This is a genomic window from Streptomyces sp. R-74717 (assembly GCF_047305335.1).
In the GTDB taxonomy this organism is placed as follows: Bacteria; Actinomycetota; Actinomycetes; order Streptomycetales; family Streptomycetaceae; genus Streptomyces; species Streptomyces atratus.
Genome location: NZ_CP102361.1, coordinates 6,549,722 through 6,573,928 on the forward strand (window position 1 = coordinate 6,549,722; position 24,207 = coordinate 6,573,928).

Genomic DNA, 24,207 nt, shown 5'->3' on the forward strand with positions numbered 1-24,207 from the left:
GTCAACCGCCGGGTGTCACCACCGGAACCCGGCGGAGCACTACGGGCCCGCCCGGCCGTCGCCGGGGCGGTGAGGGCCGGGGCCTTCACGTGCCGAGCCACTCCGTCACCTCGACCACGTCCCCGACGCTCACGACGCCCTCGCACACCACCGCGTTCTTCGCGCCGAAGCTGACCTTGTTGCCGTACTCCGGCTCGCGCCGGTACGTCGACAGGGTGCGGATCGGTTCCGGGCCCGCGCGGTGGCCGGTGGTCTGGTCGACCATGGGAACGGCGCACCGCGTCGCCCGTACGGAATGGGCGAGTTCGACGCAGCCGACGGTCATCCGGCGGACCCGGTCCTCGAAGTGGGGATCGTCGTTGCCGGTCAGGACGATGTTGGGGCGGAAACGGTTCATGGGGATGGGCTCGGCGTCGCCCCGGGCGGTGATGCGGGCGTTGAGGCCGTCCAGGGAAGCCGTCGAGGCGACCAGCACCGCGTGCGCGTCGGCGAAGTTGACCTTGCCCGGGGTGTCGCCCCAGCCGTCCCGGTCGAAGCCGGGGGCCACCCGTACCAGGCGGGACTTCGCACCGAGCGCGTCGGAGAACCACTCCGCGACCGTGTCCCCCTGGTCGACGGCCGCGCCGAGCGGGCGGTCGAACATGCTGACGTCGAGGCGCGGGCCGTGCGGGTCGATGTCCAGGCGGAACGGTTCTACGTCGGAGGTCTTCAGGGCCAACGTCGCGCCCGCGTCCAGGACTTCGACGCTGATCGCGGCCATCGCGGGGTGCGTGCGCTGACTGCGGAAGGCGCCGTCCGTCGCGTCGACCACCATGAACGTACGGTCGTGTTCGAGACCGGTGCCGAGGACCTGCGCGGAATCGACCGTGATCCCGGCGCAGCCCTTGACCGGGTAGTAGGCGAGCTCTCGAACAGTGATCGTCACGATGTCCCCTCCGGGGCAGCCGCTTCAAGGGCGTCGACGCTGCCGGACATGATGGTGCGGATGTGTCGGGTGAGGTGCTCGGTGGGCCAGTCCCACCAGGCGACGGCCAGGAGCCGGGCTATGGTCTCGTCGTCGTACCGGGTACGGATCAGCCTGGCCGGATTGCCGCCGACGATGCCGTAGTCGGGTACGTCACCGACGACGACCGCGCCGGCACCGATGATCGCACCGTGCCCGATCCGTACCCCCGGCATCACCATGGAGTTGTAGCCGAACCAGACGTCGTTGCCGACGACCGTGTCACCCCGGCCCGGCAGCCCGGTCAGCAGATCGAAGTGCTCGGCCCAGGAGCCGCCCATGGTGGGGAACGGGAACGTGGACGGGCCGTCCATCCGGTGGTTGGCGCCGTTCATGATGAACCGCACTCCGGTCCCCAGCGCGCAGAACTTCCCGATGACGAGCTTCTCCGGGCCGTAGTGATACAGCACGTTGCGGGTCTCGAACGCGGTCGCGTCGTCGGGATCGTCGTAGTACGAGTAGTCGCCGACCTCGATCAGTTCGGATTTCACCAGGGGCTTCAGCTGGACGACCCGGGGCTGGCCGGGCATCGGGTGCAGAACGGTGGGGTCGGCGGGAGCGGAACTCATGGCGCCCATCATTGCATTCACCTCGTATGAGGTAAGTTCCTTTTGGGAACTCGCGCGCTATCGAGAGAGGGACATGCCGTGACGCTGGCACAGTGGACCGAGGTCGACGACTACTTCAACGGCCTGCTGGTGGGCCCGGACGAAGCCCTGGACGCGGCCGTCGAGGCCAGCGACAAGGCAGGACTCCCGGCGATCCAGGTCGCCGCCAACCAGGGCAAGCTGCTGAACCTGCTGGCCCGGCTCCAGGGGGCGCGCACCGTGCTGGAGATCGGCACCCTGGGCGGCTACAGCACCATCTGGCTGGCCCGCGCGCTGCCCGAGGGCGGCAGGCTCGTGACGCTCGAATCCGATCCGGAGTGCGCCGAGGTCGCGCGCGGGAACATCGAGCGCGCCGGTCTGTCGGAGGTCGTCGAGATCCGGGTCGGCCGGGCCCTCGACACGCTGCCGGAGCTCGCGGAAGAGGGGTACGGGCCGTTCGACGTCGTGTTCATCGACGCGGACAAGCCGAGCAACCCCGATTACCTGGCCTGGTCGCTGAAGCTGACCCGGCCCGGCAGCCTGATCATCGCCGACAATGTCGTACGCGACGGAGAGGTGGCCGACGGCGGCAGCGACGATCCGAAGGTGCAGGGGGTGCGCCGCTTCACCGAACTCGTCGCGGCCGAACCGACCTTGACCGCGACCGCTCTGCAGACCGTCGGCAGCAAGGGATACGACGGGCTGATGCTGGCGCTCGTCACCGATGGCCGGTAGTCGAGGGGCGGGTGGAAACTCCTTCGACGCGGGTGACGGGGTCCGCCAGAATGAGGCGTATGAGTTTGAGCGTGATTGACCCGGTTCGTATCGGTACGGAACGGCTGGCGGGAGGGCGGCGGCTGGGCTGGGCCGAGTGGGGGCCGGCGGACGGTGTGCCGGTGCTGCTGTCGCCGGGTGCGGCCACCAGCAGGCACCTCGGGTTCGGCGGTGACGTGGTGGACGGTCTCGGGGTGCGGGTGATCTCGCTCGACCGTCCCGGCCTGGGAGCCTCCTCGCCCCTGCCCGGCCGCACCTTCGGTGATTTCGCCGACGACATCCGTGCGTTCGCCGCCATGCGGGGCCTGGATCGGCCCCTGATGGTCGGCAACTCGCAGGGGGCGCCCTTCGCCCTCGGATGCGCGGCTGCCGGAGTGGTCGGCGCGCTCGCGGTGGTCTCCGGTGCGGACGAGATTGCCGCGCCGTGTTTCGGCGACGTGCTTCCGGGTGAACTGCGACGCCTCGTCGACCTGGCGGTGTCCGACCCGGCCGCCGCAGAGAAGCTCTTCGCCGCGTTCACCCCGCAGGCGATGTGGGACATGGTCATGTCCGGTAGCCCGGAGTGCGACCTCGCCGTCTATCGACAGCCCGCGTTCGCGGCCGCCTACCGGCGCGCGCTCGACGAAGCCTTCGCACAGGGGGCCGACGGCTATGCCCGGGACGCCGTTCTGGCCATGGGCCACTGGGGCATCGAACTCTCGGACATCGACGTACCGGTGGACCTCTGGTACGGGGAGAAGGACACCAGCCACTCGCCCGACCAGGGGGCCGGCCTGACCTCGCGCATCCCGGGGGCGGTCCGGCACCTGGTGCCGGATGCGGGCGGGGCGGTGCTCTGGACACACGCCGAGCAGGTGCTGAGCACCCTGCTGAAGCACGCCCCCGCCTCCTGACCCCTACCCCTGGCGCGGAACGTGACAGAAGGACCCCCGCCCGTCACGTCCGGGCGAGGGCCCCCCTTCATCCGCCTGCCCGGTGAAGGTTGAGAAGACGATCACGAGGCAGGACGTTCATGCGCCTCCCGGTCAGGGGGCGAGCAGCAGCACGTCGGCGCGCTCCTTGGCCGCTGCGTAACGCTTCGCCACGTCCTGCCAGTTGACGACACGCCACATCGCCTCGATGAAGTCGACCTTCTGGTTCTTGTACTGGAGATAGAAGGCGTGCTCCCAGGCGTCGAAGACCAGGACCGGGACGGAGCCCTGGCCGACATTGCCCTGGTGGTCGTAGACCTGCTCGACGATCAGCCTGCCGCTGACCGGCTCGTACGCGAGGACGCCCCAGCCGGAACCCTGCGTGGTGGCCGCGGCCTTCGTCAGCTGGGACTTGAAACCGGCGAACGAGCCGAACGACTCGGTGATCGCGTCCGCGAGGTCGCCGACACCATCCGCCGCGAGGGGCTCGCCGCCGCCGTCGCCGGTCATGTTGTGCCAGTAGATCGAGTGCAGGATGTGGCCGGACAGATGGAACGCGAGGTTCTTCTGGAGCCCGTTGATCGCTCCCCAGGCCTCCTTGTCGCGCGCCTCCTCCAACTGTTCCAGGGTGTCGTTCGCACCCTTCACATAGGCGGCGTGGTGCTTGTCGTGGTGGAGCTCGATGATCTGCGGATTGATGACCGGTTCGAGCGCCGCGTAGTCGTACGGGAGTTCCGGAAGCGTGTACGTGGCCATGTGGTCGAACCCTCCAGCTGCTGTCCTGTTGTTATTGCAACCTATGTGCAAGAGCAGGCTAACAGCAGGAACGGTCGAAGGTGATCAGCCCTTCGGACTAGGACTTGTCTTTCCGGCCGGCCGATGACGGTGCGATGCGGCGCCGCTGCCAGGGCAGAGTCGCATCGAGAGCGTCGGCGAGTTCGGGGATCGTGGGCCTGGCTGCCGGGCCGGGCCTGAGGCAGCTGTCGATGGCCGTGGCGAGATCACGGGGGAGGCGTCGGCGGGACCTGATCGGCGGAGCGGATTGCTCGAGCTGCGGATACCAGTCGTCCTGGCAGCCCGTGTCGTCTCCGTCGCCCGGCGCCACGGTCTCGCCGCAGTCGAACGGCGCGTCGCCGGTGGCGACTTCGTACAGCGTGACGCCGATGCCCCACACATCGGCCGCGGCCGACAGTGGTCCGCCGCGCGCCTGTTCGGGAGCCAGGTAACCGAAGGTGCCGACGCCCGGCGGGGCGATCCCGGGCGCTCGTGCGGCGCTGAGGTCGAGCACCTTGGCGTGCCCGCAGTCGACCACGACGTTGGACGGCTTGAGGTCCAGGTGCAGCAGTCCGTGACCGTGGAGGTAGTGGATCGCGGAACACAGGTGCACGCCGAGGAGGGCCACGTCCCCGGCGGCCGGCCGCCGGGGCAACCGGTGGATGAGGTGCGACAGCGTCTCGCCGGTCAGCGTCTCCAGCACGACGAGCGGCTGGGGCGATTCGAAGGTCTCGTACGCGCGGACCAGGTGCGGATGCGTGAAGGTCCGGAGCCAATGGCCCTCGAGCAGCAGCCGGTCGCTCAGCCGCTGCTCGTGGCGGCAGTCGGGGCGCAGGGCCTTCATGACACATCGGCAGTCCCGCTCCTCGCTCCATGCGTCGTAGAGGTCGAGCCAGCCGGTCCGGGCCAGGTGCGCCAGGACCTCGTACCCCGGCACGGGTTTCGTTCCGGGGGCGAGAGGCGGGGCGGGCCGGGCTGTGGCGCGGCTCATGGGAGAACCTTTCGTGGGGATGGGGGGCCGGCGAGGGCGGGGCCGGTCACTTCGTTCAGCCGGTGCAGCCGGGTGTAGGTTCCGCCGCGCAGGAGCAGGTCTTCGTGCGTTCCGTACTCGACGACCCGGCCGTGGTCCAGCACCACGGTGGAGGTGGCGTCGCGGACGGTGAGCAGGTTGTGGGAGATGACGATGGTGGTCCGCCCGGCCATGAGCCGGCGCAGCGGTTCCATGATCCGGCGACCCGACCGGGCGTCCAGGCCGGTGGTCGGTTCGTCCAGGAGCAGTACGGGTGCGTCCCTGATCATCGCGCGGGCGATCGCGAGGCGCTGGGCCTGCCCGCCGGACAGTGTTCGGCCACGCTGGCCCACCAGGGTGTCGTAGCCCTCGGGCAGCAACTGGATGAAGTCGTGGGCGTCGGCGGCGCGGGCCGCCGCGACGATGTCGGCCTCCGACGCGTCCGGGCGGCCGTAGGCGATGTTCTCCCGTACGGTGCCGTGGAAGACCAGCGTCTCCTGGAGGACCACCGCGACGTTCTCGCGCAGCTCGGACAGCTGGAGGTCCCTCAGGTCGGTGCCGTCGAGGAGGATTGCGCCCCGGTCCGGGTCGTAGAAGCGCAGTTGAAGCTTCCCGACCGTGGATTTACCGGCACCGCTCGCGCCGACCAGTGCCAGCGTCGTGCCGGGCGTCACATGGAACGACACGTCGCAGAGCGCCCACCGGGGCGTACCCGGATAGCGGAAGCAGACGCCGCGGAACTCGATGTCGCCCCGGGCGCGCCCGATCCGTCGGGCGGCGGCGGCTTCGACGACCTGGGGGTGCTGGTCGAGCAACTCGATGATCCGCTCGGCGGAGGCGGACGCCGCGTAGAACGTGTTGGCGAGGTGGGACAGGTCGCGGATCGGACTGTAGAGATTGCCCAGCAGCGCGAGGAAGACCAGCAGCCCGCCCAGCGTGAGCTGACCCTGCGCCAGCTTCCACGTGCCCAGGCCCATGACGGCCAGCCCGCCGGCCAGCTCGATGACCTCGACGATCGGGCCGTAGACGGCGCGGATGCGCGCCGAGGCCATCGCCGCGCGGAACTTGCCCACACTCTCGCGTTCGAACCGTCGATCCTCCGACTCCTGCCGGTTGTACGCCTGCACCAGCGCGATGTTGCCGAGTGACTCCTCGGCGATCGCGCTGATGGAGCCGCTGCGCCGCCGCCGTTCGCGCGATGCGGCCTTGATCAGCCGGGAGAAGCGCCGGGCCGCCCACCAGAAGAGCGGCACGATGACGAGCGCGAGGAGGGTCAGATCCCACCGCAGGTAGAACAGCAGACCGAGGAAGACGCCCAACCGGATCACGTAATACAGGCCGTCCGCCACCCCCGACAGGAGGAACGTCTCGACCGCGTCGACATCGCCGGTGATACGCGACAGTACGTCCCCCAGCCGTCGCCGTTCGAAGAACCCGAGTGAGAGGCCCTGGACGTGCCGGAACACATCCGACCGAAGGGTCAGCAGGAAATGCTCGCTGACCCAGGTGGAGGTCACGTCGTCGGCGAATCCCAGAACGCCGGAACAGATGATGAGCCCTGCGTATGCCAGGGCGATCCAGAGGAAGGGACGCAGATCGCGCGGAACGAGGACGTCGTCCACCACGACTTTGAAGAGCCAGATCTCGGCCGCGTCGATGACGGGTCCGGCCATGCTGAAGACGAGCACCGGAACGAGCCAGCGCCGGCCACCGCGTGTATAGGGCCAGAACCGCCGGAACGCCTCACGCGGCGCTACGGGCGGCGCGGCGGCGACGACTGCGTCGGGATCATCGGCCACCGACAGCAGCCGCCGCAGCACATGAAGCGAGACACGCCTCATAAGACGCGTTCCTCAAAGATTGCCGGCCGGGCGGACCAAGAGCCTGGGCCCGCTCGGCCGTCCTGCGCGATCACCAGCGGTGATCGCGGTGGCCGCCGTGACCGTGACCGTGGTCGTGGTCGTGGCCGTGGTCGTGACCACGGTGGCCACGATGGTCCCTTCCGTTGTCGTCGAAGCGCCCCGACGTGTCCCTCATGTCGTGACGGCTTTTTGCGGGGATGAGATGACTGAAGATCGCCATGAGCTTCCCTCCTGAAGAGGCTTCCAGACGGAATACGCTCCGGAGCGCTCAGAGGATTGCCTTTTTCAGGAAATTTTCGTACTCGGGTCCGCCTGCCGCCTTCGCCACGCACGGATGCCGGGCTCTGCGCCATTCCTTCCACCGCGCCGGGGTTGCCCGGCGCAGGCAATCCCTGCGGGCCCGTGTTACGTAAGGAGTATGCGCAGGATTGGCATACCCCTGGAGCGGGTGCCCGACGAAGCGCTGCTGGCCGGGCTCATGACCGGCGACCCCGAGATCGCCGTGGCCTTCGTCCGGCGGTTCCAGCGTCGGGTCTTCGGCGTGGCCATCGCCGTGGTGGGTGATGTCCAGCTCGCCGAGGACATCGCTCAGCAGACCTTCGAGCGTGCCTGCCGACACGCTCAGGTCTACGACCCGCGCCGGGGATCGGTGCCCACCTGGCTGGCGGCCATCGCACACAACCTCGCGATCGACGCCGTACGCACGCGCAAGGCCACTCCGGTCGACCCCGCAGACCTGGAGAACATGATGGAGACCATCACGGACACACCGGAGCGGCATGCACTCTCCACCGAGACCGCGGTGGAACTGCGCCGCGCGGTCGGCACGCTGCCACGGGAGCAGGCGCGTGCTCTGGTGATGGCAGGAATCTACGGGATGACGGCTCAGCAGGTCGCCGGCTTCGAGGAGATACCGCTCGGTACCGCCAAGACCCGGATAAGGACGGCCATGGGCAAGGTCCGGGCGTCGCTCGCGGCCAGGCAGGTGGACCATGACTGACAACAGCGGGTTCAGCTGTGAGCAGCTCCGGGAGATCGGCGCGGAGCTGGCGCTCGGCGTGCTGCCCGCCAGGGAGCGGGCCGCGGCGATGGACCATCTGGAGCACTGCCCCGCCTGCCGAGAATACGTCCACGAGCTGACGGCCACGTCGGACGCGCTGCTGGATCTCGTCCCCGGCAGCGAACCGCCGGTCGGCTTCGAGGACAGGGCGATCGACCGGCTCGGGCTCTCCTCCGGGCGACGGCCGCTCCGGCGCGTGCAGTGGCGGCGGTTCGCCCTCGCTGCGGCGGCAGCGGCAGCGGGCCTCGCCCTGGGCGGCGGCGGTTGGGTGCTCGGCGCATCCGTCGGTCGTCCAGCCCCGGTCGCGCCCATCGTCTCCCCGGTGCAACCGCACCTGCTCACCGCCCAACTCGCCCACGCGGGCAAGTCGTTCGGGCAGGTCTACCTCTACGCCGGGTCCTCGCCCTGGTTGTACATGGCGGTGGACGCCGACGGGCACTCCGGCACCGTCCGCTGCCAGTTGCAGCGGGCCGACGGCTCCATCGTCAAGGTCGGTTCCTTCACCCTCAATGACGACGGCTACGGCTCCTGGGGTGGGCCCTACCTCGCCGGCACATCACCGGTCACCGGCGTCCGCCTGCTCAACGCGGACGGCTCCCTGCTCGCGAGTGCCACCTTCAACCAGCCTTACAGCTGAGGGGGCGGGTACCGGCCGGCGGTCCGCGTCCTCGGACCGGGAACGAGTGCTCATGCGCGGGCGTGCGTACGGGCCGTGGCGAGCCGGGCCAGATGGTCCTCGTACGCCTTCGTATAGAACACCGCCCGCTCCGGGTCCGGTTCGACGACCGTCGTCGGGGCCGTCCAGGCAGCCGTGTCCAGCTGCGCACCGAAGCGCTGCGCCGCCGCGAGCACCGCGCCCCGCGCACCGACCTCGCCCTCCACGATCCGGACCGGCCGGCCCAGCACATCGGCGAACAGGCGCATCCAGGCAGGGGAGCGGGTGCCGCCGCCGCACAGGGCGAGGGTGCCGGTGAGGCCCGCGGCCTCCAGGCAGTGGCGGGCGGCGAAGCCGATGCCCTCGCAGACCGCGCGGATCAGATCCGCCGGGGTGGTCTCCAGGGACACACCGGTCAGCTCGGCCCGCAGGCGCGGCTCGACGAACGGGGCGCGTTCGCCGGACGGGGCGAAATAGGGGAGCACGCGGACACCGTTCGCGCCGGGCGCAGTGGCGGCGAGGAGCGAGTCGACCTCTGTGTGGCGTACGCCGGTGGTGGTCAGGATCCAGTCGAGGGCCGCGGTGCCGACCATCGCGGGCATGGCGCGCAGCCAGTGGCCCGGGCGGTCGGTGGAGATGTGCAGACCCGCCGGCTCGCCGTCCAGATCGAGCCGCTCCGTGGCCACCAGCGCGGCCAGGCAGGTGCCGACGATCAGCAGACCGTCGCCGGGACGGGTGACGCCCGCGCCCAGGGCGGAGGCCGGCAGATCGTACGGGCCGTTGGAAATCCGTACCCCGGAGGGGAGTTCGGCGGTGGCGACCGGATCGCTGACCGGGGCGAGGAGCGAGGCCCGGTGACCGAGGCCGAGCGCGGCCACGACATCCGAGGAGTACATACGGGTCATCGGGTCCAGGAACGGCATCGACGCATCGGAGACATCCGTGGCCCGGACCCCCGTCAGACGCTGGAACACCATGTCCTTGCAGTACAGGGCGGTCGTCGCCGCGTCGAGCGAGGCCGGGTCGTGACGGTCGAGCCAGGCCAGCACCGGGCCCGGACAGCCCGGGAACATCGCGCTGCCGGTGCGCCGGTAGACGGCTCCGAAGACACCGGACGCCAGCCAGGCGTCGACGATTTCATGGGCTCGGCCGTCCATCCAGGAGATCGCCGTACGCACCGGCCGGCCCGCCTCGTCGACCAGCCAGACGCCGTCGCCCTGACCGGTGAGGCCGGTGAACGCGACCCCGTCGGAGCCCAGCGCGGTCAGGACCTCGCAGACCGCCCCGTACACCTCGTCCATGTCCTGCTCCACGAAACCGCCGCGGATCGTGAGCCCCACCGGGCGGGATTCGACGGCCAGTGTGCGGCCCTGCGGGTCGAAGGCCGCGGCCTTCACCATGGATGTGCCGACATCGATGCCGATGTACCGCGTCATGGGACAGGCTCCCCTCACAGTGCGTGGGCGAGCGGTTCGCCCCGCACATAGCGCGCCACCTCGGCCGCGGCGATCCGGGCCGCCTTCTGCGCGACCGACCGGCTGGCGCCCGCCACATGCGGGGTCATCAGCAGATGCGGGGTGCGGAAGAGCCGTGACGTGGGCGGGGGCGGCTCCTGCTCGTACGTGTCGAGCGCCGCGGCCCGCAACTGCCCCGAGTCCAGGGCGTCGCACAGCGCGTCCGTGTCCAGCAGCCCGCCCCGGGCCGCGTTCACGAGGACCGTGCCGCGCGGCAGCTGGGCCAGTTCGCGGGCGCCGATGAGATGCCGGGTCTCCGGGGTGAGCCTTGCGTGCAGGGTGAGGACGCGGGAGCGGTCCAGGAGCGCCTCCAGAGAGGTGGCGCGCATGCCGTGGACATCGCCGCGCACATACGGGTCGTACACCTCGACCTCGGCGCCGAACGCGGAGAGGACCCGGGCCACCCGGCTGCCGACCGCGCCGTAACCGATCAGGCCGACGGGGGTGTCCTCCAGCTCCAGGCCGCAGTTCTCGTACGTGTAGTGGGAGGCGTCCCAGCGGCCGTCGGCGGCGAGGGAGCGGTGGGCCTCGGGGATGCGGCGCAGGGCACAGAGCATCAGCCCCACGGTGAATTCGGCGGTCGCCGCCGCATTGCGTCCGGGCGCGAAGCACACCCGCACACCCCGGGCCCGTGCCGCGGCCGCGTTCACATTGACCGGGCCGCCCCGGCAGACCACGACCAGCCGCAGATCGGGTGCGGCGGCCAGGACCCGTTCCGTGAACGGGCCCATCTGCGTCACGCACACCTCGACCCCGTCCAGGGCGTGGATCAGCGCGTCCTCGGCGTCGCTCGCCTCGTCGACCTCGGCGACCTTGCCGAAGGGCTCCAGGGGCCAGGGGAGGGTGAGTTCGGTGAGATGGGGCTCCGGGCAGAGAGCGTGGTGCAGGGCCTCGGCGATCAGGGAGTTGCGGACGAAATGGTCACCGGCGATCAGAATCCTCGTCGCGGGGCGGACCGTCATGGGGCGGGTCATCGCAGAGCGTCTCCTGTCCGGGCGTCGAAGACATGGATGTGCCGGGGATCGGCGGTGATGCGTACGGTGTCGTCCCGGTCGAGCCGCACCTCCGGACCCGTCACGACGACCAGCGGCTTCGTCACCCCGTCGAGCGAGAGCGTGGCGATGCCGGATTCCAGCAGGGGTTCATGGGCGGCGACCCGGGCCCGTACACCCGTGCCGTCCAGGCGCAGGTCTTCCGGGCGGATGCCGAGCACCACCGCGCGCCCCGCCGCGGGCCGCTGCGGTACGGGGATGCGCACGGAGTCCGAGAGGCGCACCCCGCCCGCCCCGTCGGCCGTCCCCGGCAGCAGATTGATCGCCGGTTCCCCGACGAAGTCGGCGACGAACAGATTCACCGGGGCGTCGTAGATCTCCTCGGGCGTGCCGAGCTGCTGGATCTCGCCGTCCCGCATCACCGCGATCCGGTCGGCGAGCGACAGCGCCTCCTCCTGGTCGTGCGTGACGAGGATGGTGGTGTGGCCGCTGTCCCGCTGAATGCGTTTCAACTCACGCCGGGTGGTGTCCCGTTGGGCCGCGTCCAGATGGGAGAGCGGTTCGTCGAGGAGCAGCACGTCGGGGGTGCGGATCAGGGCGCGGGCCAGGGCGACCCGCTGCTTCTGGCCACTGGAGAGTCCGGCAGGCCGGGCGCCCAGGAGGTCCGTGATCCCGATGCGCTCAGCCATGTCGGCGACCCGGCGGCGGATCTCGGCCCGCCCGTACCGGCGCCGGGCGGAGAGTCCGAAGCCGAGATTCTCCGCGACGGTCAGCGGCGGATACAGGGCGTAGTTCTCGAACGCCACCCCGATGTTGCGCTGTTGGGCCGGGAGCGGCACCACGGACGAGCCGCCGATGAGGATGTCGCCGTCGGTGACCGACTCCAGTCCGGCGATCATCCGCAACGTTGTGGACTTGCCGCAGCCGGACGGGCCGAGCAGCCCCAGCAGCTCGCCGGAGCGCAGCTCGATGTCGATGGAGCGGACAGCTTCGACGGCGGCCCGGCCGCGTCCGGTGTAGGTCTTGCGCAGTGCGCGCAGGGTCAGTTCAGTCACCCGTCATCGCCGCCTCCCGTTCCGGGTTCCCGGCCGGTGCCGCAGACCTCGTAGGGCACCTTGTGCTCGTCGAGTTCGCGCAGTGCCCGGTCTGACGCCCCGTCGTCGACCAGCAGCAGATCGAAGCGGGAGAGCGGGGCGAGCCGGTGCAGGGCCACCCGGCCCAGCTTGGTGTGGTCGAGCAGCAGCACATTGCGGCTCGCCGAGTCGAGCATCGCCCGCTTGACGGAGACGATGTGCTGCTCCTGGTGGTAGGCGTAACCGCCGGACACTGCGGAGGTGGAGGTGAAACAGATGTCGACCTGGAGCGACTGCACCGCCTCCACGCACGAGACGCCGAGGAACGAGGAGTGCAGCGGATCGAAGTCGCCGCCGAGGCCCATCAGATGGATGCCACGCTCCTGCGACAGCAGGTTGATCGCTTCGAGGAAGTTGGTGACGACGGTCAGCGGAGTGATGGAGCGCAGCCTGCGCGCGATCTCCAGCGTGGATGTCGAATCGTCGAGCATCACCGCCATGCCCGGCTCGATGAGCTGCAGGGCCCGTTCGGCGACGGCGGCCTTCTCGGCGCGCATCGTCTTCAGCCGGTAGGAGACGTTCGACTCGAAGACGCCGGAGGGCTGGGCGGTGACACCGCCGCGGAACTTGCGGACGATGCCCTGTCGTTCGAGCTCGTCCAGATCGCGGTGGATGGTCATCAGGCTGACGTCGAAACGCTCCGCCAGTTCGGCGGCGCTCACCTCGCCCTGCGCGAGGACGTACTCGGCTATGGATGCCTGGCGCGGGGCGGGGCCCCGCTGTGGAACGTTGCTCACGTGCTGATCCTTCGTCCTGGACGTGCCGGCCGGTCGGCCTCGAACAGCAGCAGACTCTCAGGCGGTACGGAGAGCCGGACCGGACGGTCGGGTCTCAGGCCCGCCGCGTCGGCGCGCGGGACGACGAGGGACAGCTGCTGCCCGCCGATTCTGACCGTGACCTCGGTGGCCCGGCCCAGCAGCTCGGTGACGTGAACGGTGCCGGTCAGCTCCAGGGCCGGGCCCCTGCCGGTGCCGGCCGGCTCCACGCCTGAGCCCTCGCCGGGCCCCAGGAGACCGATGTCCCTCGGCCGTACGCCCAGTTGGACCGCGGTGCCCGGCGGTGCGGACACCGTCAGCGGCAGCTCGTACGCCCCGTCCGGCGACCGGAAGTGTCCCTCGGTCGTCACCGTGCCCGGCAGCAGATTGATCCGGGGTCTGCCGAAGGACCGGGCGACGAAGGTGTCGTACGGGCGGTGCCACAGCTCCTCGCGGGTGCCGGTCTGCACCGTGCGGCCGTCCCTGATCACCCCGATCCGGTCCCCGAGCGCCAGCGCCTCCACCGAGTCATGGGTGACGTACAGCGTGGTCGTGTGCCGGACCGAGCCGATCGCCCTCAGTTCCGCGCGCATCGCCTGCCGCAGTTTCGCGTCGAGATGCGACAGCGGCTCGTCGAGCAGGAACGCCCGGGCCGGCCGCACCAGCACCCGGCCGAGCGCCACCCGCTGCCGCTGACCGTTGGAGAGCCGGCCCACCGGACGGTCCAGCAGGGCCCCGATACCGAGGAGTTCGGCAATATCCCCGATCCGCTCGCGCGCCTCGTGGGCGGGGAGGCGGTGGCGCGGCGAGCGGAGCGGGGACGCGAGATTGTCGTACGCGGTGCGGTGCGGATACAGGGCGTACGACTCGAAGCACATGGCCACGCCCCGGTCGTACGGCTCCACGCCCGCCATGTCCACCCCGCCCAGCTCGACCGCGCCGGAATCCGGCTGCTCCAGGCCCGCGATCGTCTTGAGCGTGGTCGTCTTCCCGGCGCCGGACGGGCCGAGCAGACAGAAGAACTCGCCCTCGGCCACCTCCAGGTCCAGGCCGTCGAGCGCGGTGTTCTTCCCGTACCTCTTGTGCACGGAACGCAGGGCGATGGCTGCGGGGCCGGTCACGACTTCACCGCCCCGAACGACAGACCGCGCACCAGGTAGCGCTGGATGGTGAGCGCCAGCAGCAACGGCGGGACCACCGAGACCAGGGCCGCCGCGGCGGTCAGGTTGTACTTGGGCCGGTCGCCGCCGAGGAAGGACAGCGCGCCGACCGTCACCGTCTGCGCGTTCGACGAGGTGAGGATCAGCGGGAAGACGAAGTTGTTCCACGCGAAGATGAACGCCAGCAGCGAGACGGCCGCGATCCCCGGCTTCACCAGCGGCAGCGCGACCTTGAAGAACGCCTGCTTGCGGGTGTAGCCGTCCAGCAGCGCCGCCTGCTCCAGCTCGGGGGACAGGTCGGAGAAGTACGACCGCATGATCCAGACGATCAACGGGAGGGTCACCAGCTGCAGCACCCACACCATGCCGACATACGTATCGAAGAGTCCGAGCTTCTGGTAGAGCACGAACAGCGGGATGATGACGGTGAGTTCGGGGGCGAAGCGGAACGAGAGAAGGGTGAACATCAGGTTCTCCGAGCCGCGGAACCGCCACCGCGCGGCGGCGTACGCGGCGGGCAGACCGATCACCAGCGACAGCGTGACCGCGCCCACGGACACGACCAGGCTGTTCACGAAGAACCGCACGAACGGCACGCCCTGGTCGTCACCGGCGCCGAGGACCGTGCGGTAGGAGTCGAAGGTCGGGGTGAACGAGAAGTACGTGCTGAACAGCTCGTTCGCCGGCTTCAGCGACAGGATCAGCATCCAGGCGACCGGGAACAGTGCGAAGACGAAGTAGAGGATCAGCGCCAGGTCGGCGGCGACGGCGAGCACCCTGCGCTTCACCCCGGCACCTCCGCCGCCCGGTTCTGGATCCGGCCGAGATAGCGCACCAGCACCATCGTGACCAGGTAGACCACGGCCCAGAGCGCGATCATGTAACTGATCCCGAACGAGTAGCGCTGGAAGCGGATCGCCTCCAGATAGGCCCGGATCTGGAGCACCATCGTCGAGTCGCCGGGGCCGCCCTCGGTCAGCGCGTAGATGATGTCGAAGACCTTCAGCGAGTCCATGAACCGGAAGATCACGGCCACCAGGACGTACGGCCACAGCATCGGCAGGGTGAGGCGCCGGAAGGTGAACCACCAGCCCGCCCCGTCGACGGCCGCAGCCTCGAAGGGCGAGGCGGGCAGCGAGCGCAGACCGGCCAGCGCGAGGATCGCGACGAACGGTGTGTAGACCCACACGTCCACGGCGATCGACGACAGCAGGGCGCCCGTCGGGGTGTCCGTCCACTGCACACCGCCGAGGCCGAACGGTTCCAGGAGGTGGTTGATGACACCGACCGACGGCTGGAGCATCAGCTTCCACATGATCGCGGCGATCACCGGCGCGATCATCAGCGGCAGGATCAGGATCTTCTCCAGCACCCGCCCGACGAAGCTCGCCCGGTGCAGCAGCAGGGCCACGGCCACCCCGAGCACCGTTTCGACGGCCGCCGCGCCGAGCGCGTACGCCACCGTCACCCGTGCCGAGTCCCAGAACGAGGACTGGGTGAAGATCCGCCGGTAGTTCTCGATGCCCACCAGGTCCGGCTGCGGTTTGCTCGCCGCGAAGTCGAACACCGTGTAGTAGAGGCCGAGTCCGAACGGATAGAGGATGCCGCCGGTCAGCAGCAGCGCGGGCACGATCAGCAGGTACGGCCGCAGCGAGCGGCGCCATGCCGGTACCGCCCGCACCGCCCGCTTCCCGGCCCCTGTGCCGGAGGCCGCCCCGTGGTCGGCCTCCAGCACGGGCGACGCGCGTCCTGGCATCGGTCAGCCGACCTTCGACGCCAGGTCGCCGGCCAGAGAGTTCAGTACGGACGAGGCATTCTTCCCGCCGTAGATCTCCTGGAGCGCGGCGGCCCAGCTGGTCGTCGCGTCGAAGAACTGCTCCTGCGGGGTGAACTGGATCTCCGTCCGGTCGACGACCGTCTCGAACGTCTCGATGAAGCCGGGGATGGCCCGCATCTTGGCCTTGTACGCGGGGTCCTGGCTGACCGACTTCCGTACCGGGTCGATGTGGTTGTACTCGATCGCACCCTTGCGCAGATGCTCCTTGCCGGTCGCCCACTGGAGGAACAGCCAGGCCGCGGACTTGTTGCGGCTCCTGGCGTTCATGCCGAGCGACCAGATCCACATGTTCGTGGCGAGCGAGCCGTCGGGGCCCTTGGGGCCGGGGTGGAAGGCGATCTTCCCGGACGCCGGGGAGGCCCCTTTCACCGCCTGGAAATAGGCGGCGGTGTCGGCGTCGAAGAGCATCCCCGCCTTCTTCGCGCCGAGGTCGCTGGAGCACTGGTACCAGGTGTACGAGGTCCAGGACGGCGGCCCGCCCTTCTTGACCATCTCCGCCCAGTCCCGGGTGAACGCGATCGCCTCCGGGGAGTTCATCGCGGGCTTCACCTTCCCGCCCTCGACGGTGAAGTCCTTCAGCCCGTTGCGGGCGTACATCGTCATGAAGCCCGGGTGGATCGTCGCCCAGCTGCGCGAGCCGCGCACCGCGACCCCGTACATCCCGTCGAAGCCCGCACCCGGCGCCCGGCGGGTGATGGCCCCGGCCACCTCGCGCAGCTCGTCGAAGGTCTCGGCGGGCTTCAGGCCGAGCTTCTCGAACACCTCGGTGTTGTACGCGACGACATTGGTCTCCCAGCCCCACGGCAGCGCGTACTGTCCGCCCTGCCCGAGCGGGGCGCCCGCCTTCAGCGACCACTGGTCCGCCGAGAGGAGATTGGGGAAGAAGTCCGCCTGGTCCCATTCGGCCCCGGTCGCCGAGGAGTTGCGCATCCAAGGGCCGAGATCCTCCAGCCAGCCCGGCGGGCCGTACTGCCACACCATGTATGCGCCGAGCATGAACACGTCGTAGGAGGCGCGTCCGCTGGAGAGGTCGACGGTGAGCTTGTCGAAGTAGTTGTCCTCGGGGAAGACGTCGTACTCGACCTTGATGCCGGTCTTCTCGGTGAACGCCTTCAGATCGGCGATCAGGGCATCGGTGTACGGATGCTTGTTGAGCAGCGCCTTGACCGTCCTGCCCTTGGCCCGCTTCCAGTCGAAGGAGCCGGTGACATCGTCGGCCGCGGAGCCGCCGCCCTTGCTGTTGTCACCGCCGAAGCCCGCGCCGCAGGCGGTGAGCAGCGGGGCGGCGGACGCGGCCGCCGCCGCGCCGATGGCGAGGAACCGTCGCCGGTCGTGCGCGTCCATGTCCATCCGTGACCTCCACGGTCCGGCCGGAGACGAGTGGGGGCGGTGCCCATTCACACGTTGAGTCGACTGGTTAACAGAGCTTGGAACAACGGAAGTTGGCCGTCAATCCCTCGCGCAACGGAAATTCTCGGTGCAGAGTGAGAAGTTCACAGAGAGGGCCGATATGTGGATGGGCATCGATCTCGGCACGCAGAGCGTCCGTGCGGTGGTGGCGGGAGACCGCGGCGAGATACTCGGCAGCGGCTCCGCCCCGCTCGCGGGCAGACGCGACGGTGTACGGCACGAGCAGCGGCCCCTCGACTGGTGGACGGCCGTGTGCGTGGCCAGCCGCCAGGCACTGCGCGACTGCCCGGCACCGCGTGCGCTCGCCGTCTGCGCCACCTCCGGCACCGTTCTTCTCGGCGACCGGGAGGGACGGCCGCTGACCCCGGGGGTGATGTACGACGACGGGCGCGCCGTGACCGAGGCGGCCAGGGCCCGGACCCCGCCGAGCTGGGCGCTGCCCAAGGTGATGTGGCTGCTGCGGGAGTACGGGCGAGGCGCGGGCGAGGCCGTACGCGTCATGCATCAGGCCGATCTGGTCCTGGCGCGGCTCGCCGGAACCCCTCTGCCCACCGACTCCAGCCACGCTCTGAAGACCGGCTACGACCTGGAGCGGGACGCCTGGCCGCACCGGAGGTTCGGCGAACTGGGCCTGCCGGACGGGCTGTTCCCGGACGTGGTGCGGCCCGGCCGGCGGATCGGCGAGGTGGGGCGGGCGGCGGCGGAGGAGACCGGGATTCCGGCGGGCACGCTCCTGGTGGCCGGGATGACGGACGGGTGCGCGGCGCAGATCGCCTCCGGTGCACTCACCGTGGGCTCCTGGAATTCGGTGCTCGGTACGACGCTGGTCCTCAAGGGGGTCACCTCGTCGCCGGTCGTGGACCGGGCCGGGGTGGTCTACAGCCATCGTGCTCCGGACGGGAGCTGGCTGCCGGGTGGGGCCTCGGGGGTCGGCGGCGGGGCACTGGCCACCGCCTTCCCGGACGCGGACCCGGCCCGCATGGACGCGCTCGCCCGCGAGCACGAGCCGGCGCGTGTGGTGGCGTATCCGCTGGTGGCCACGGGTGAACGCTTCCCCTTCGTCGTGCCGGAGGCCACCGGGTTCCTGCTCGGCGAGCCCGCCACCGACGCCGAGCACTGGGCGGCCCTGCTGACCGGTGTGGGCCTGGTCGAACGGCTCTGCCTCGACTACCTCGACCTGCTCGGCGCCCCGCTGTACGGCCGGCTCACCTTCACCGGCGGCGCGGTTCGCAGTGGCTACTGGAGCCGGCTGCGCGCCGACATCCTGGGCCGGCCCGTGTACATCCCGCAGTACAGCGAACCGGCGCTCGGCATGGCCGTCCTCGCCGCGTACGGGGCGCGGGCCACGCCCACGCTGCAGGCGGCGGCGGGCCGGATGGTGCGACTGCGGCACGTGCTGCGCCCGCATCCGGTGCGTACGGCGTGGTACACCGAGTCGTACCTCACGCTGGTGGACGAACTGGAGCGACGCGACTGGCTCCCCGGCCCGGTCGCCGCCCACGCCCGTACCCGAACGGAGAAACCATGACCGCCCGTCCGAGCGCCACCCTGCTGCTCGCCCGCCACGGTCAGACCGTCTGGCATGCGGAGAACCGCTACGCCGGGGTCAGTGACATCGCCCTCACCGACGAAGGACGCCGCCAGGCCGGGCAGCTGGGCGAGTGGGCGGCCCGGCACCCGGTCGACGCGATCTGGACGTCGACGCTCACGCGCGCGATCGACACGGCAGAGCCCGCGTGCCGGGCGCTCGGTCTCGTCCCCCGGCGCGAACACGACCTGCGCGAATGCGACTTCGGCGAGGTGGAGGGGCGCACCCTGGCGGAGTTCGCGGCCGAACACCCGGAGCGGGCCCGGGAGTACCGCGCCGACCCGGTGGCCCACCCCTTCCCCGGTGCCGAGGACCCCCGGTCGGCGGCGGCCCGGGGGGCGATGGCGCTGCGCCGGATCGCGGACGGGCACCCGGGGCAGCGGGTCCTGGTCGTCGCGCACAACACACTGCTGCGGCTCGTGCTGTGCGAACTGCTGTCGATTCCGCTGGGCGCCTACCGCCGGGTCTTCCCGCGGCTGCGGAACACGGCCCTGAGCGAGGTGCGGATCGGGGAGAAGGGCGGTGCGCTGTTCTCCCTCAATGTGCCGTGCGCACCGGACGTCAGCCCCTGACGGCCACGGACCGCCGCTGCCGTACGACACCGATGGCCGCCAGTACGACGGTCAGGACGCCGGACGCCATCAACTGGTCACGGGTGTCCGGCTCGCGCAGCATCAGGACGAAGATGCCGAGCATCGCCAGGAGCGCCACCACCGTCAGGACCGGGAAGAACCACATCCGTACGACGAGCTTCTCCGGGGCCTCGCGCTCCAGCCGGTCGCGGAGGATCAGCTGGGAGAGGGCGATGAAGATCCAGACGACGAGGATCACCGCGCCGATCATGTTGAGCAGCCACGGGAAGACGTCGTCGGGACGCCAGTAGCTGAGCAGCACGCACAGGAAGCCGAACACGGACGAGACCAGGACGGCCGTGCGCGGGACGCCCGAGGAGATCCTGCCGAGCCGCTTGGGGCCCTGGCCACGGGCGACCAGCGAACAGGCCATGCGCGAGGCGCCGTAGATGTTGGCGTTCATCGCGGAGAGCAGGGCGACCAGGATGACCACGTTCATGATCTCCGCGGCGCCGCTGATGCCGAGGTGGTCCAGGGCCGCGTAGAACGGGCCGACCTCCACGACCTTCGGGTCGTCCCACGGGACCAGCGTGACGATGACCGCCATCGAGCCGACGTAGAAGAGCGCGATCCGCCACATCGCCGTCCGCACGGCCTTGGCGACACCCTGCACCGGGTTCTCGGACTCGGCCGCTGCGATGGTGACGGTCTCCAGACCGCCGTACGCGAAGACGGAGGCGAGCAGTCCGATCACCAGGCCCTCGGCGCCGTTCGGCATGAAGCCGCCCTCGCCCTTGAGGTTGGTGGTGCCGGGGGCGTCCGTACCGGGCAGCACACCGAGGATCGCCAGCACACCCAGGACCAGGAAGAGCGTGATCGCCACGACCTTGAGGGCGGCGAACCAGAACTCGAACTCGCCGAACTTCTTCACCGAGGCCAGGTTCGTGCCGAGGAAGACCACCATGAACAGCGCGACCCAGGCCCACTCCGGCGTACCGGGCAGCCAGCCGGTGACGATCTTCGCCGCGCCGATGCCTTCCAGGCCGACGGCGACACAGAGCAGCACCCAGAACGCCCAGCCCACGGTGAACCCCGCCCACGGCCCTATCGCCCGCTCCGCATGGACGGAGAAGGAACCGGAGGCCGGGTTCGCGGCCGACATCTCGCCGAGCATCCGCATCACGAGCATGACCAGCAGCCCGGAGACGGCGTACGCGATGATGATCGACGGGCCCGCGGCGGCGATACCCGCGCCCGAGCCGACGAAGAGTCCGGCGCCGATGACACCGCCGAGGGCGATCATCGAAAGATGGCGCTGCTTGAGCCCGTGGGTGAGCGCCGAATCGGTCTTGGCGTCGGAGACGGCGACCGGGGAGCCGGTGGGGGGAGACGCGGAATTCCGAGACATGGACAAGCTCTGTTCGGTAGTGAGACGTGGGGGGACGTGCGCGCACAGTCTGAACACGCACCCCGTTCACAGGGAACCGCTGTCCGCTATACGGGCACGATGCTCACACAAGGTGCACACCCGGGCACGCGGCGACGGCCGGTGCGGTCGCCCGGCGGACCCTGGACGGTTCCTGGACGGTTTTGGCAGGAACCTACAGTCTGTCCCGATGGTCTCTCCCGGCAAAATATGAGCCGATCCGCACCCACCTCAGTGACGAGCGTCACGCCGTCCTGTGATTGCGCAAGCCCCTTTGTGTGAACCCCACCAATGCCTCAACCACCGCTTTGTGGGCCACTGATGGTGATCGAGCGTTAACCCTTGGGCTAACGTCAGCCTCAGTCTGTCCCCACCTGCCCTCACCCCGCGGAGTCCCGATGAGCACTGCTGCCGCCGCCCCTGCCCGTACCGGAGCGGTCCTTGCCGACCTGCTGCCCGCCGCCAGGCACCGTTACGCCGTCGACACGGCCCTGGTCCTCGGTGGCGCCGCGCTCACCGGTATCGCCGCCCAGATCGCCGTCCCGGTCCCCGGCTCCCCGGTCCCGGTCACCGGCCAGACGTTCGCCGCGCTCCTCGTCGGCACCGCGCTCGGCGCCCGCCGTGGCTTCCTCTCCCTCGCCGTGTACACGCTCGTCGGCATGGCGGGCATGCCGTGGTTCTCCGAGGGCACCTCCGGAGTGGGCTTCCCGTCGTTCGGCTACGTCCTCGGCATGCTGCTCGCCGCCACCGTGGTCGGCGGCCTCGCCCGCCGCGGCGGAGACCGCTCCGTGCTGCGCACCGCGGGCACGATGGTGGTCGGCTCCGCGATCATCTACGCGGTCGGCGTCCCGTACCTGGCGCTGTCCACCGGCATGTCGGCGAGCGCCGCGATCGCGGCCGGCCTGGTGCCGTTCCTGCTCGGCGACGCGCTGAAGGCGGCACTGGCGATGGGCGCGCTGCCCGCTTCCTGGAAGCTCATCGGCCGTCGCGGCTGATGCCGTAGCTCCCTCCGAAGAGGCTCGCCGGGTCGTGACGCGACACCAGACCGGCGAGCCTCTTCCATGTCCGCGCGTCGTGGAAGCCGTCGGTGCGGTCCCCGCCGCCGAAGGAGAAGTTCAGTGGAGACGGCGCCGACACCCGGGGAAGAGCCGTTCAGCGGGGCGAGTCCGGGCGGTGCGGCGGCCTCGATGACCCGGCCCCAGGTGACGCCCGCGCCGATTCGGGCGGTGCGGTGCACCGGGTCGACCTCGACGGAGTCCATCCGGCGGGTGCTGATCGGTACCCCGCCCTCGACGGCCCCGGGCAGCCCGTGGCCGGTGGCGTGGACGTGGACCGGGAGGCCGCGCCCGACGGCGTCGGCCACGGCGGTCCGTACGTCATCGGCGTGGGCGGCATCGAGGACGAGGTCGGGGCGGATGGCGAGGCCTGAAAGCCGGTCCCGAAATCGGCCGGGACATCGGCAGGGACCTGGGCAGGGGCACAAGACATGAGAAGGCTCTCCGTTCGCTCGCTCGGTGGCGTTGCGACGGAGAGCCTTCTCGCTAAACCTGACATCGGCCGTCAGGTATTGCTGGGGGTTTCCACAGCGGTGCGGTTCTTGCGGTTCCGGACCTCACGGACCAGCGAGATCGTCACCACAACGGCCGCGACGAGCAGCGAGAGCAGCACCTGCTCGCGTCCGCTGTCGTCGGTCAGCATGTAGACCAGGACGAACGAGATCATCGCGATGGTCGCCCAGGTCAGATACGGGAAGAGCCACATCCGTACGACCAGCTTCTCCGGCGACTCGCGCAGGATCATGCCGCGCATCCGCAGCTGGGTGAAGCAGATGACCAGCCAGACGAAGAGGGCGACCGCGCCGGAGGAGTTCAGCAGGAACTGGAAGACGGTGTCGGGCCACTGGTAGTTGAAGAACACGGCGACGAAGCCGAACACGACGGACGACAGGATGGCCGCCTGCGGCACGCCCCGCTTGTTCACCCGGGCGAATGCCTTCGGCGCGTCCCCGCGGCCGCCGAGCGAGAAGGCCATCCGAGAGGCGGTGTAGAGGCCCGAGTTGAGGCAGGACAGCACGGCCGTCAGCACGATGACGTCCATCACCTGACCGGCGTGCGGAATGCCGATGGAGTTGAGGGCGGCCACATAGCTGCCCTCCTTCAGGATCGAGGGGTCGTTCCACGGCAGCAGGGTGAGCACGACGAAGATCGAGCCCAGGTAGAAGACGGCGATCCGCCAGATCACGCTGTTGGTGGCCTTCTGGACGGCGCGCTGCGGGTTCTCGGACTCGCCGGCGGCGAGGGTGACGATCTCGCTGCCCATGAAGGAGAAGACGACCATCAGCACACCGGTGAGGATGGCGCCGGGTCCATTGGGGAAGAACCCGCCGGTGTCGGTGAGATGCGCGAGCCCCGAGCCGGGGTTGTCCGAGCCGGGCAGCAGCCCGAAGACGGCGAGCAGTCCGACGACTACGAACGCACCGATCGCCACGACCTTGATCCCGGCGAACCAGAACTCGAACTCGCCGTACGACCCGACCGAGACCAGGTTCGTCGCGGTCAGTACGACCATCACGATCAGCGCCCACGCCCACTGCGGGACGCCCGGCACCCAGCCCTCCAGGATCTTGGCACCCGCCGTGGCTTCGACGGCGAGCACCACGACCCAGAAGAACCAGTACAGCCAGCCGATCGAGAAGCCGGCCCAGCGGCCCAGCGCCTGGTCGGCGTAGGCGGAGAAGGAGCCCGAGCTGGGGCGGGCCGCGGCCATCTCGCCGAGCATCCGCATCACGAAGACGACCATCAGGCCGACCAGCGCGTACGACAGGAGGATGGCCGGTCCCGCGGCGGCGATGCCTGCGCCGGAACCCACGAAGAGGCCCGCGCCGATGACACCGCCGATGGCGATCATCGAGAGATGGCGGTTCTTGAGACCTGCCTGGAGACCGTCGGAGGAGCCCGGTGTGTCCGGTCCGTTCGACCGGTCCGGCTTGCCGGGCTGGTGGCCCGGCTCGGCCAGAGTCGTCTGCGACGTCATGGATCGAATCCTTACGTTTTCGGATCACGCTGTGCGTGCCCAGCCGCCGAAGTGGGGTGCGGCAGCGAGTGATGCATTGAAGCTCGTCGAACCGTGGAAGCGGAACCCCCTCTTCCGAATCGTTGACCAGATCGTTGCCCGAGTGGCGTTGC

At 70.0% G+C, this 24,207-nt stretch carries 22 protein-coding genes and 1 pseudogene; 7 read left to right on the plus strand and 16 right to left on the minus strand.

All coding sequences use genetic code 11. The annotated features are described in order from the left end of the window. Positions 1-85: 85 nt before the first annotated feature. Both NRF20_RS30030 and NRF20_RS30035 read right to left on the minus strand, forming a co-directional pair. Complete coding sequence (locus NRF20_RS30030; protein ID WP_398628752.1) at positions 86-925, minus strand: MOSC domain-containing protein; 840 nt, start codon at positions 923-925, stop codon at positions 86-88. Then, on the minus strand, positions 922-1,572 hold the full coding sequence (locus tag NRF20_RS30035) for a CatB-related O-acetyltransferase (RefSeq protein WP_413753651.1): 651 nt from the start codon (positions 1,570-1,572) through the stop codon (positions 922-924). The genes NRF20_RS30030 and NRF20_RS30035 overlap by 4 nt, the downstream gene beginning before the upstream one ends. A gap of 78 nt (positions 1,573-1,650) precedes the next feature. Here NRF20_RS30035 and NRF20_RS30040 point away from each other — a divergent pair, with 78 nt between their 5' ends. Both NRF20_RS30040 and NRF20_RS30045 read left to right on the plus strand, forming a co-directional pair. Further along, complete coding sequence (locus tag NRF20_RS30040; protein WP_413753652.1) at positions 1,651-2,325, plus strand: O-methyltransferase; 675 nt, start codon at positions 1,651-1,653, stop codon at positions 2,323-2,325. A 59-nt stretch (positions 2,326-2,384) separates the two neighbouring features. Then, positions 2,385-3,257 (plus strand): alpha/beta fold hydrolase, encoded by an 873-nt coding sequence (locus tag NRF20_RS30045; protein ID WP_413753653.1) that lies wholly within the window; start codon positions 2,385-2,387, stop codon positions 3,255-3,257. A gap of 132 nt (positions 3,258-3,389) precedes the next feature. On the opposite strand, the gene NRF20_RS30050 is transcribed toward NRF20_RS30045, so the two are convergent. The 3 genes from NRF20_RS30050 to NRF20_RS30060 form a co-directional block, all read right to left on the minus strand. Further along, a complete protein-coding gene (locus tag NRF20_RS30050) occupies positions 3,390-4,031 on the minus strand; it encodes a superoxide dismutase (RefSeq protein WP_266778773.1) in 642 nt (213 codons plus the stop codon). Positions 4,032-4,128: 97 nt separating this feature from the next. Next, positions 4,129-5,040 carry a serine/threonine-protein kinase gene (locus tag NRF20_RS30055; RefSeq protein WP_413753654.1) on the minus strand — a complete coding sequence of 304 codons (912 nt, stop codon included), beginning with the start codon at positions 5,038-5,040 and terminating at the stop codon, positions 4,129-4,131. Then, complete coding sequence (locus tag NRF20_RS30060) at positions 5,037-6,899, minus strand: ABC transporter ATP-binding protein (protein WP_398628746.1); 1,863 nt, start codon at positions 6,897-6,899, stop codon at positions 5,037-5,039. Before NRF20_RS30060 ends, NRF20_RS30055 begins: the two co-directional genes overlap by 4 nt. Before the next feature lie 439 nt (positions 6,900-7,338). On the opposite strand from NRF20_RS30060, the gene NRF20_RS30065 reads away from it, so the two are divergent. Both NRF20_RS30065 and NRF20_RS30070 read left to right on the plus strand, forming a co-directional pair. Continuing rightward, on the plus strand, positions 7,339-7,920 hold the full coding sequence (locus NRF20_RS30065; protein ID WP_413753655.1) for an RNA polymerase sigma factor: 582 nt from the start codon (positions 7,339-7,341) through the stop codon (positions 7,918-7,920). Further along, entirely contained in the window at positions 7,913-8,617 is a 705-nt protein-coding gene (locus NRF20_RS30070) for a hypothetical protein (protein WP_398628744.1), read from the plus strand. The genes NRF20_RS30065 and NRF20_RS30070 overlap by 8 nt, the downstream gene beginning before the upstream one ends. A 50-nt stretch (positions 8,618-8,667) precedes the next feature. Here NRF20_RS30070 and NRF20_RS30075 read toward each other — a convergent pair whose 3' ends face one another. From NRF20_RS30075 to NRF20_RS30110, 8 genes are read right to left on the minus strand one after another with little or no spacing between them, the layout of a single operon-like run. Further along, complete coding sequence (locus NRF20_RS30075) at positions 8,668-10,071, minus strand: FGGY family carbohydrate kinase (RefSeq protein ID WP_398628743.1); 1,404 nt, start codon at positions 10,069-10,071, stop codon at positions 8,668-8,670. A gap of 14 nt (positions 10,072-10,085) precedes the next feature. Then, a complete protein-coding gene (locus NRF20_RS30080) occupies positions 10,086-11,123 on the minus strand; it encodes an NAD(P)-dependent oxidoreductase (RefSeq protein ID WP_398628742.1) in 1,038 nt (345 codons plus the stop codon). After that, a complete protein-coding gene (locus tag NRF20_RS30085) occupies positions 11,120-12,196 on the minus strand; it encodes an ABC transporter ATP-binding protein (protein ID WP_398628741.1) in 1,077 nt (358 codons plus the stop codon). The genes NRF20_RS30080 and NRF20_RS30085 overlap by 4 nt, the downstream gene beginning before the upstream one ends. Beyond that, positions 12,193-13,011 (minus strand): DeoR/GlpR family DNA-binding transcription regulator, encoded by an 819-nt coding sequence (locus NRF20_RS30090; protein WP_398628740.1) that lies wholly within the window; start codon positions 13,009-13,011, stop codon positions 12,193-12,195. Before NRF20_RS30090 ends, NRF20_RS30085 begins: the two co-directional genes overlap by 4 nt. Further along, the gene (locus tag NRF20_RS30095) at positions 13,008-14,150 is read right to left on the minus strand and encodes an ABC transporter ATP-binding protein (RefSeq protein WP_398628739.1); all 1,143 of its coding nucleotides are present in this window, start codon (positions 14,148-14,150) and stop codon (positions 13,008-13,010) included. The genes NRF20_RS30090 and NRF20_RS30095 overlap by 4 nt, the downstream gene beginning before the upstream one ends. Beyond that, complete coding sequence (locus NRF20_RS30100) at positions 14,147-14,977, minus strand: carbohydrate ABC transporter permease (protein WP_413753656.1); 831 nt, start codon at positions 14,975-14,977, stop codon at positions 14,147-14,149. The genes NRF20_RS30095 and NRF20_RS30100 overlap by 4 nt, the downstream gene beginning before the upstream one ends. Beyond that, the gene (locus NRF20_RS30105; protein ID WP_398628737.1) at positions 14,974-15,945 is read right to left on the minus strand and encodes a carbohydrate ABC transporter permease; all 972 of its coding nucleotides are present in this window, start codon (positions 15,943-15,945) and stop codon (positions 14,974-14,976) included. The genes NRF20_RS30100 and NRF20_RS30105 overlap by 4 nt, the downstream gene beginning before the upstream one ends. A 3-nt stretch (positions 15,946-15,948) precedes the next feature. Then, entirely contained in the window at positions 15,949-17,376 is a 1,428-nt protein-coding gene (locus NRF20_RS30110) for an ABC transporter substrate-binding protein (protein ID WP_398628736.1), read from the minus strand. 160 nt (positions 17,377-17,536) lie between these two features. Here NRF20_RS30110 and NRF20_RS30115 point away from each other — a divergent pair, with 160 nt between their 5' ends. Together NRF20_RS30115 and NRF20_RS30120 are read left to right on the plus strand one after the other, a co-directional pair. Then, positions 17,537-18,964 carry an FGGY-family carbohydrate kinase gene (locus tag NRF20_RS30115; protein WP_398628957.1) on the plus strand — a complete coding sequence of 476 codons (1,428 nt, stop codon included), beginning with the start codon at positions 17,537-17,539 and terminating at the stop codon, positions 18,962-18,964. Further along, entirely contained in the window at positions 18,961-19,596 is a 636-nt protein-coding gene (locus tag NRF20_RS30120) for a histidine phosphatase family protein (RefSeq protein ID WP_398628735.1), read from the plus strand. The genes NRF20_RS30115 and NRF20_RS30120 overlap by 4 nt, the downstream gene beginning before the upstream one ends. On the opposite strand, the gene NRF20_RS30125 is transcribed toward NRF20_RS30120, so the two are convergent. Further along, positions 19,586-21,004: an amino acid permease gene (locus tag NRF20_RS30125; protein ID WP_398628734.1), complete on the minus strand. Its 1,419-nt coding sequence runs from the start codon at positions 21,002-21,004 to the stop codon at positions 19,586-19,588. The two genes, NRF20_RS30120 and NRF20_RS30125, sit on opposite strands and share 11 nt — an antisense overlap. A 416-nt stretch (positions 21,005-21,420) precedes the next feature. On the opposite strand from NRF20_RS30125, the gene NRF20_RS30130 reads away from it, so the two are divergent. Further along, on the plus strand, positions 21,421-22,017 hold the full coding sequence (locus NRF20_RS30130) for a biotin transporter BioY (protein WP_266361513.1): 597 nt from the start codon (positions 21,421-21,423) through the stop codon (positions 22,015-22,017). 116 nt (positions 22,018-22,133) lie between these two features. Here the strand turns inward: NRF20_RS30130 and NRF20_RS30135 are convergent. Next, positions 22,134-22,439, minus strand: a pseudogene (locus tag NRF20_RS30135) (FAD-binding oxidoreductase); the annotation flags it as partial. 143 nt (positions 22,440-22,582) lie between these two features. After that, a complete protein-coding gene (locus NRF20_RS30140; RefSeq protein ID WP_398628733.1) occupies positions 22,583-24,055 on the minus strand; it encodes an amino acid permease in 1,473 nt (490 codons plus the stop codon). Positions 24,056-24,207 lie beyond the last annotated feature (152 nt).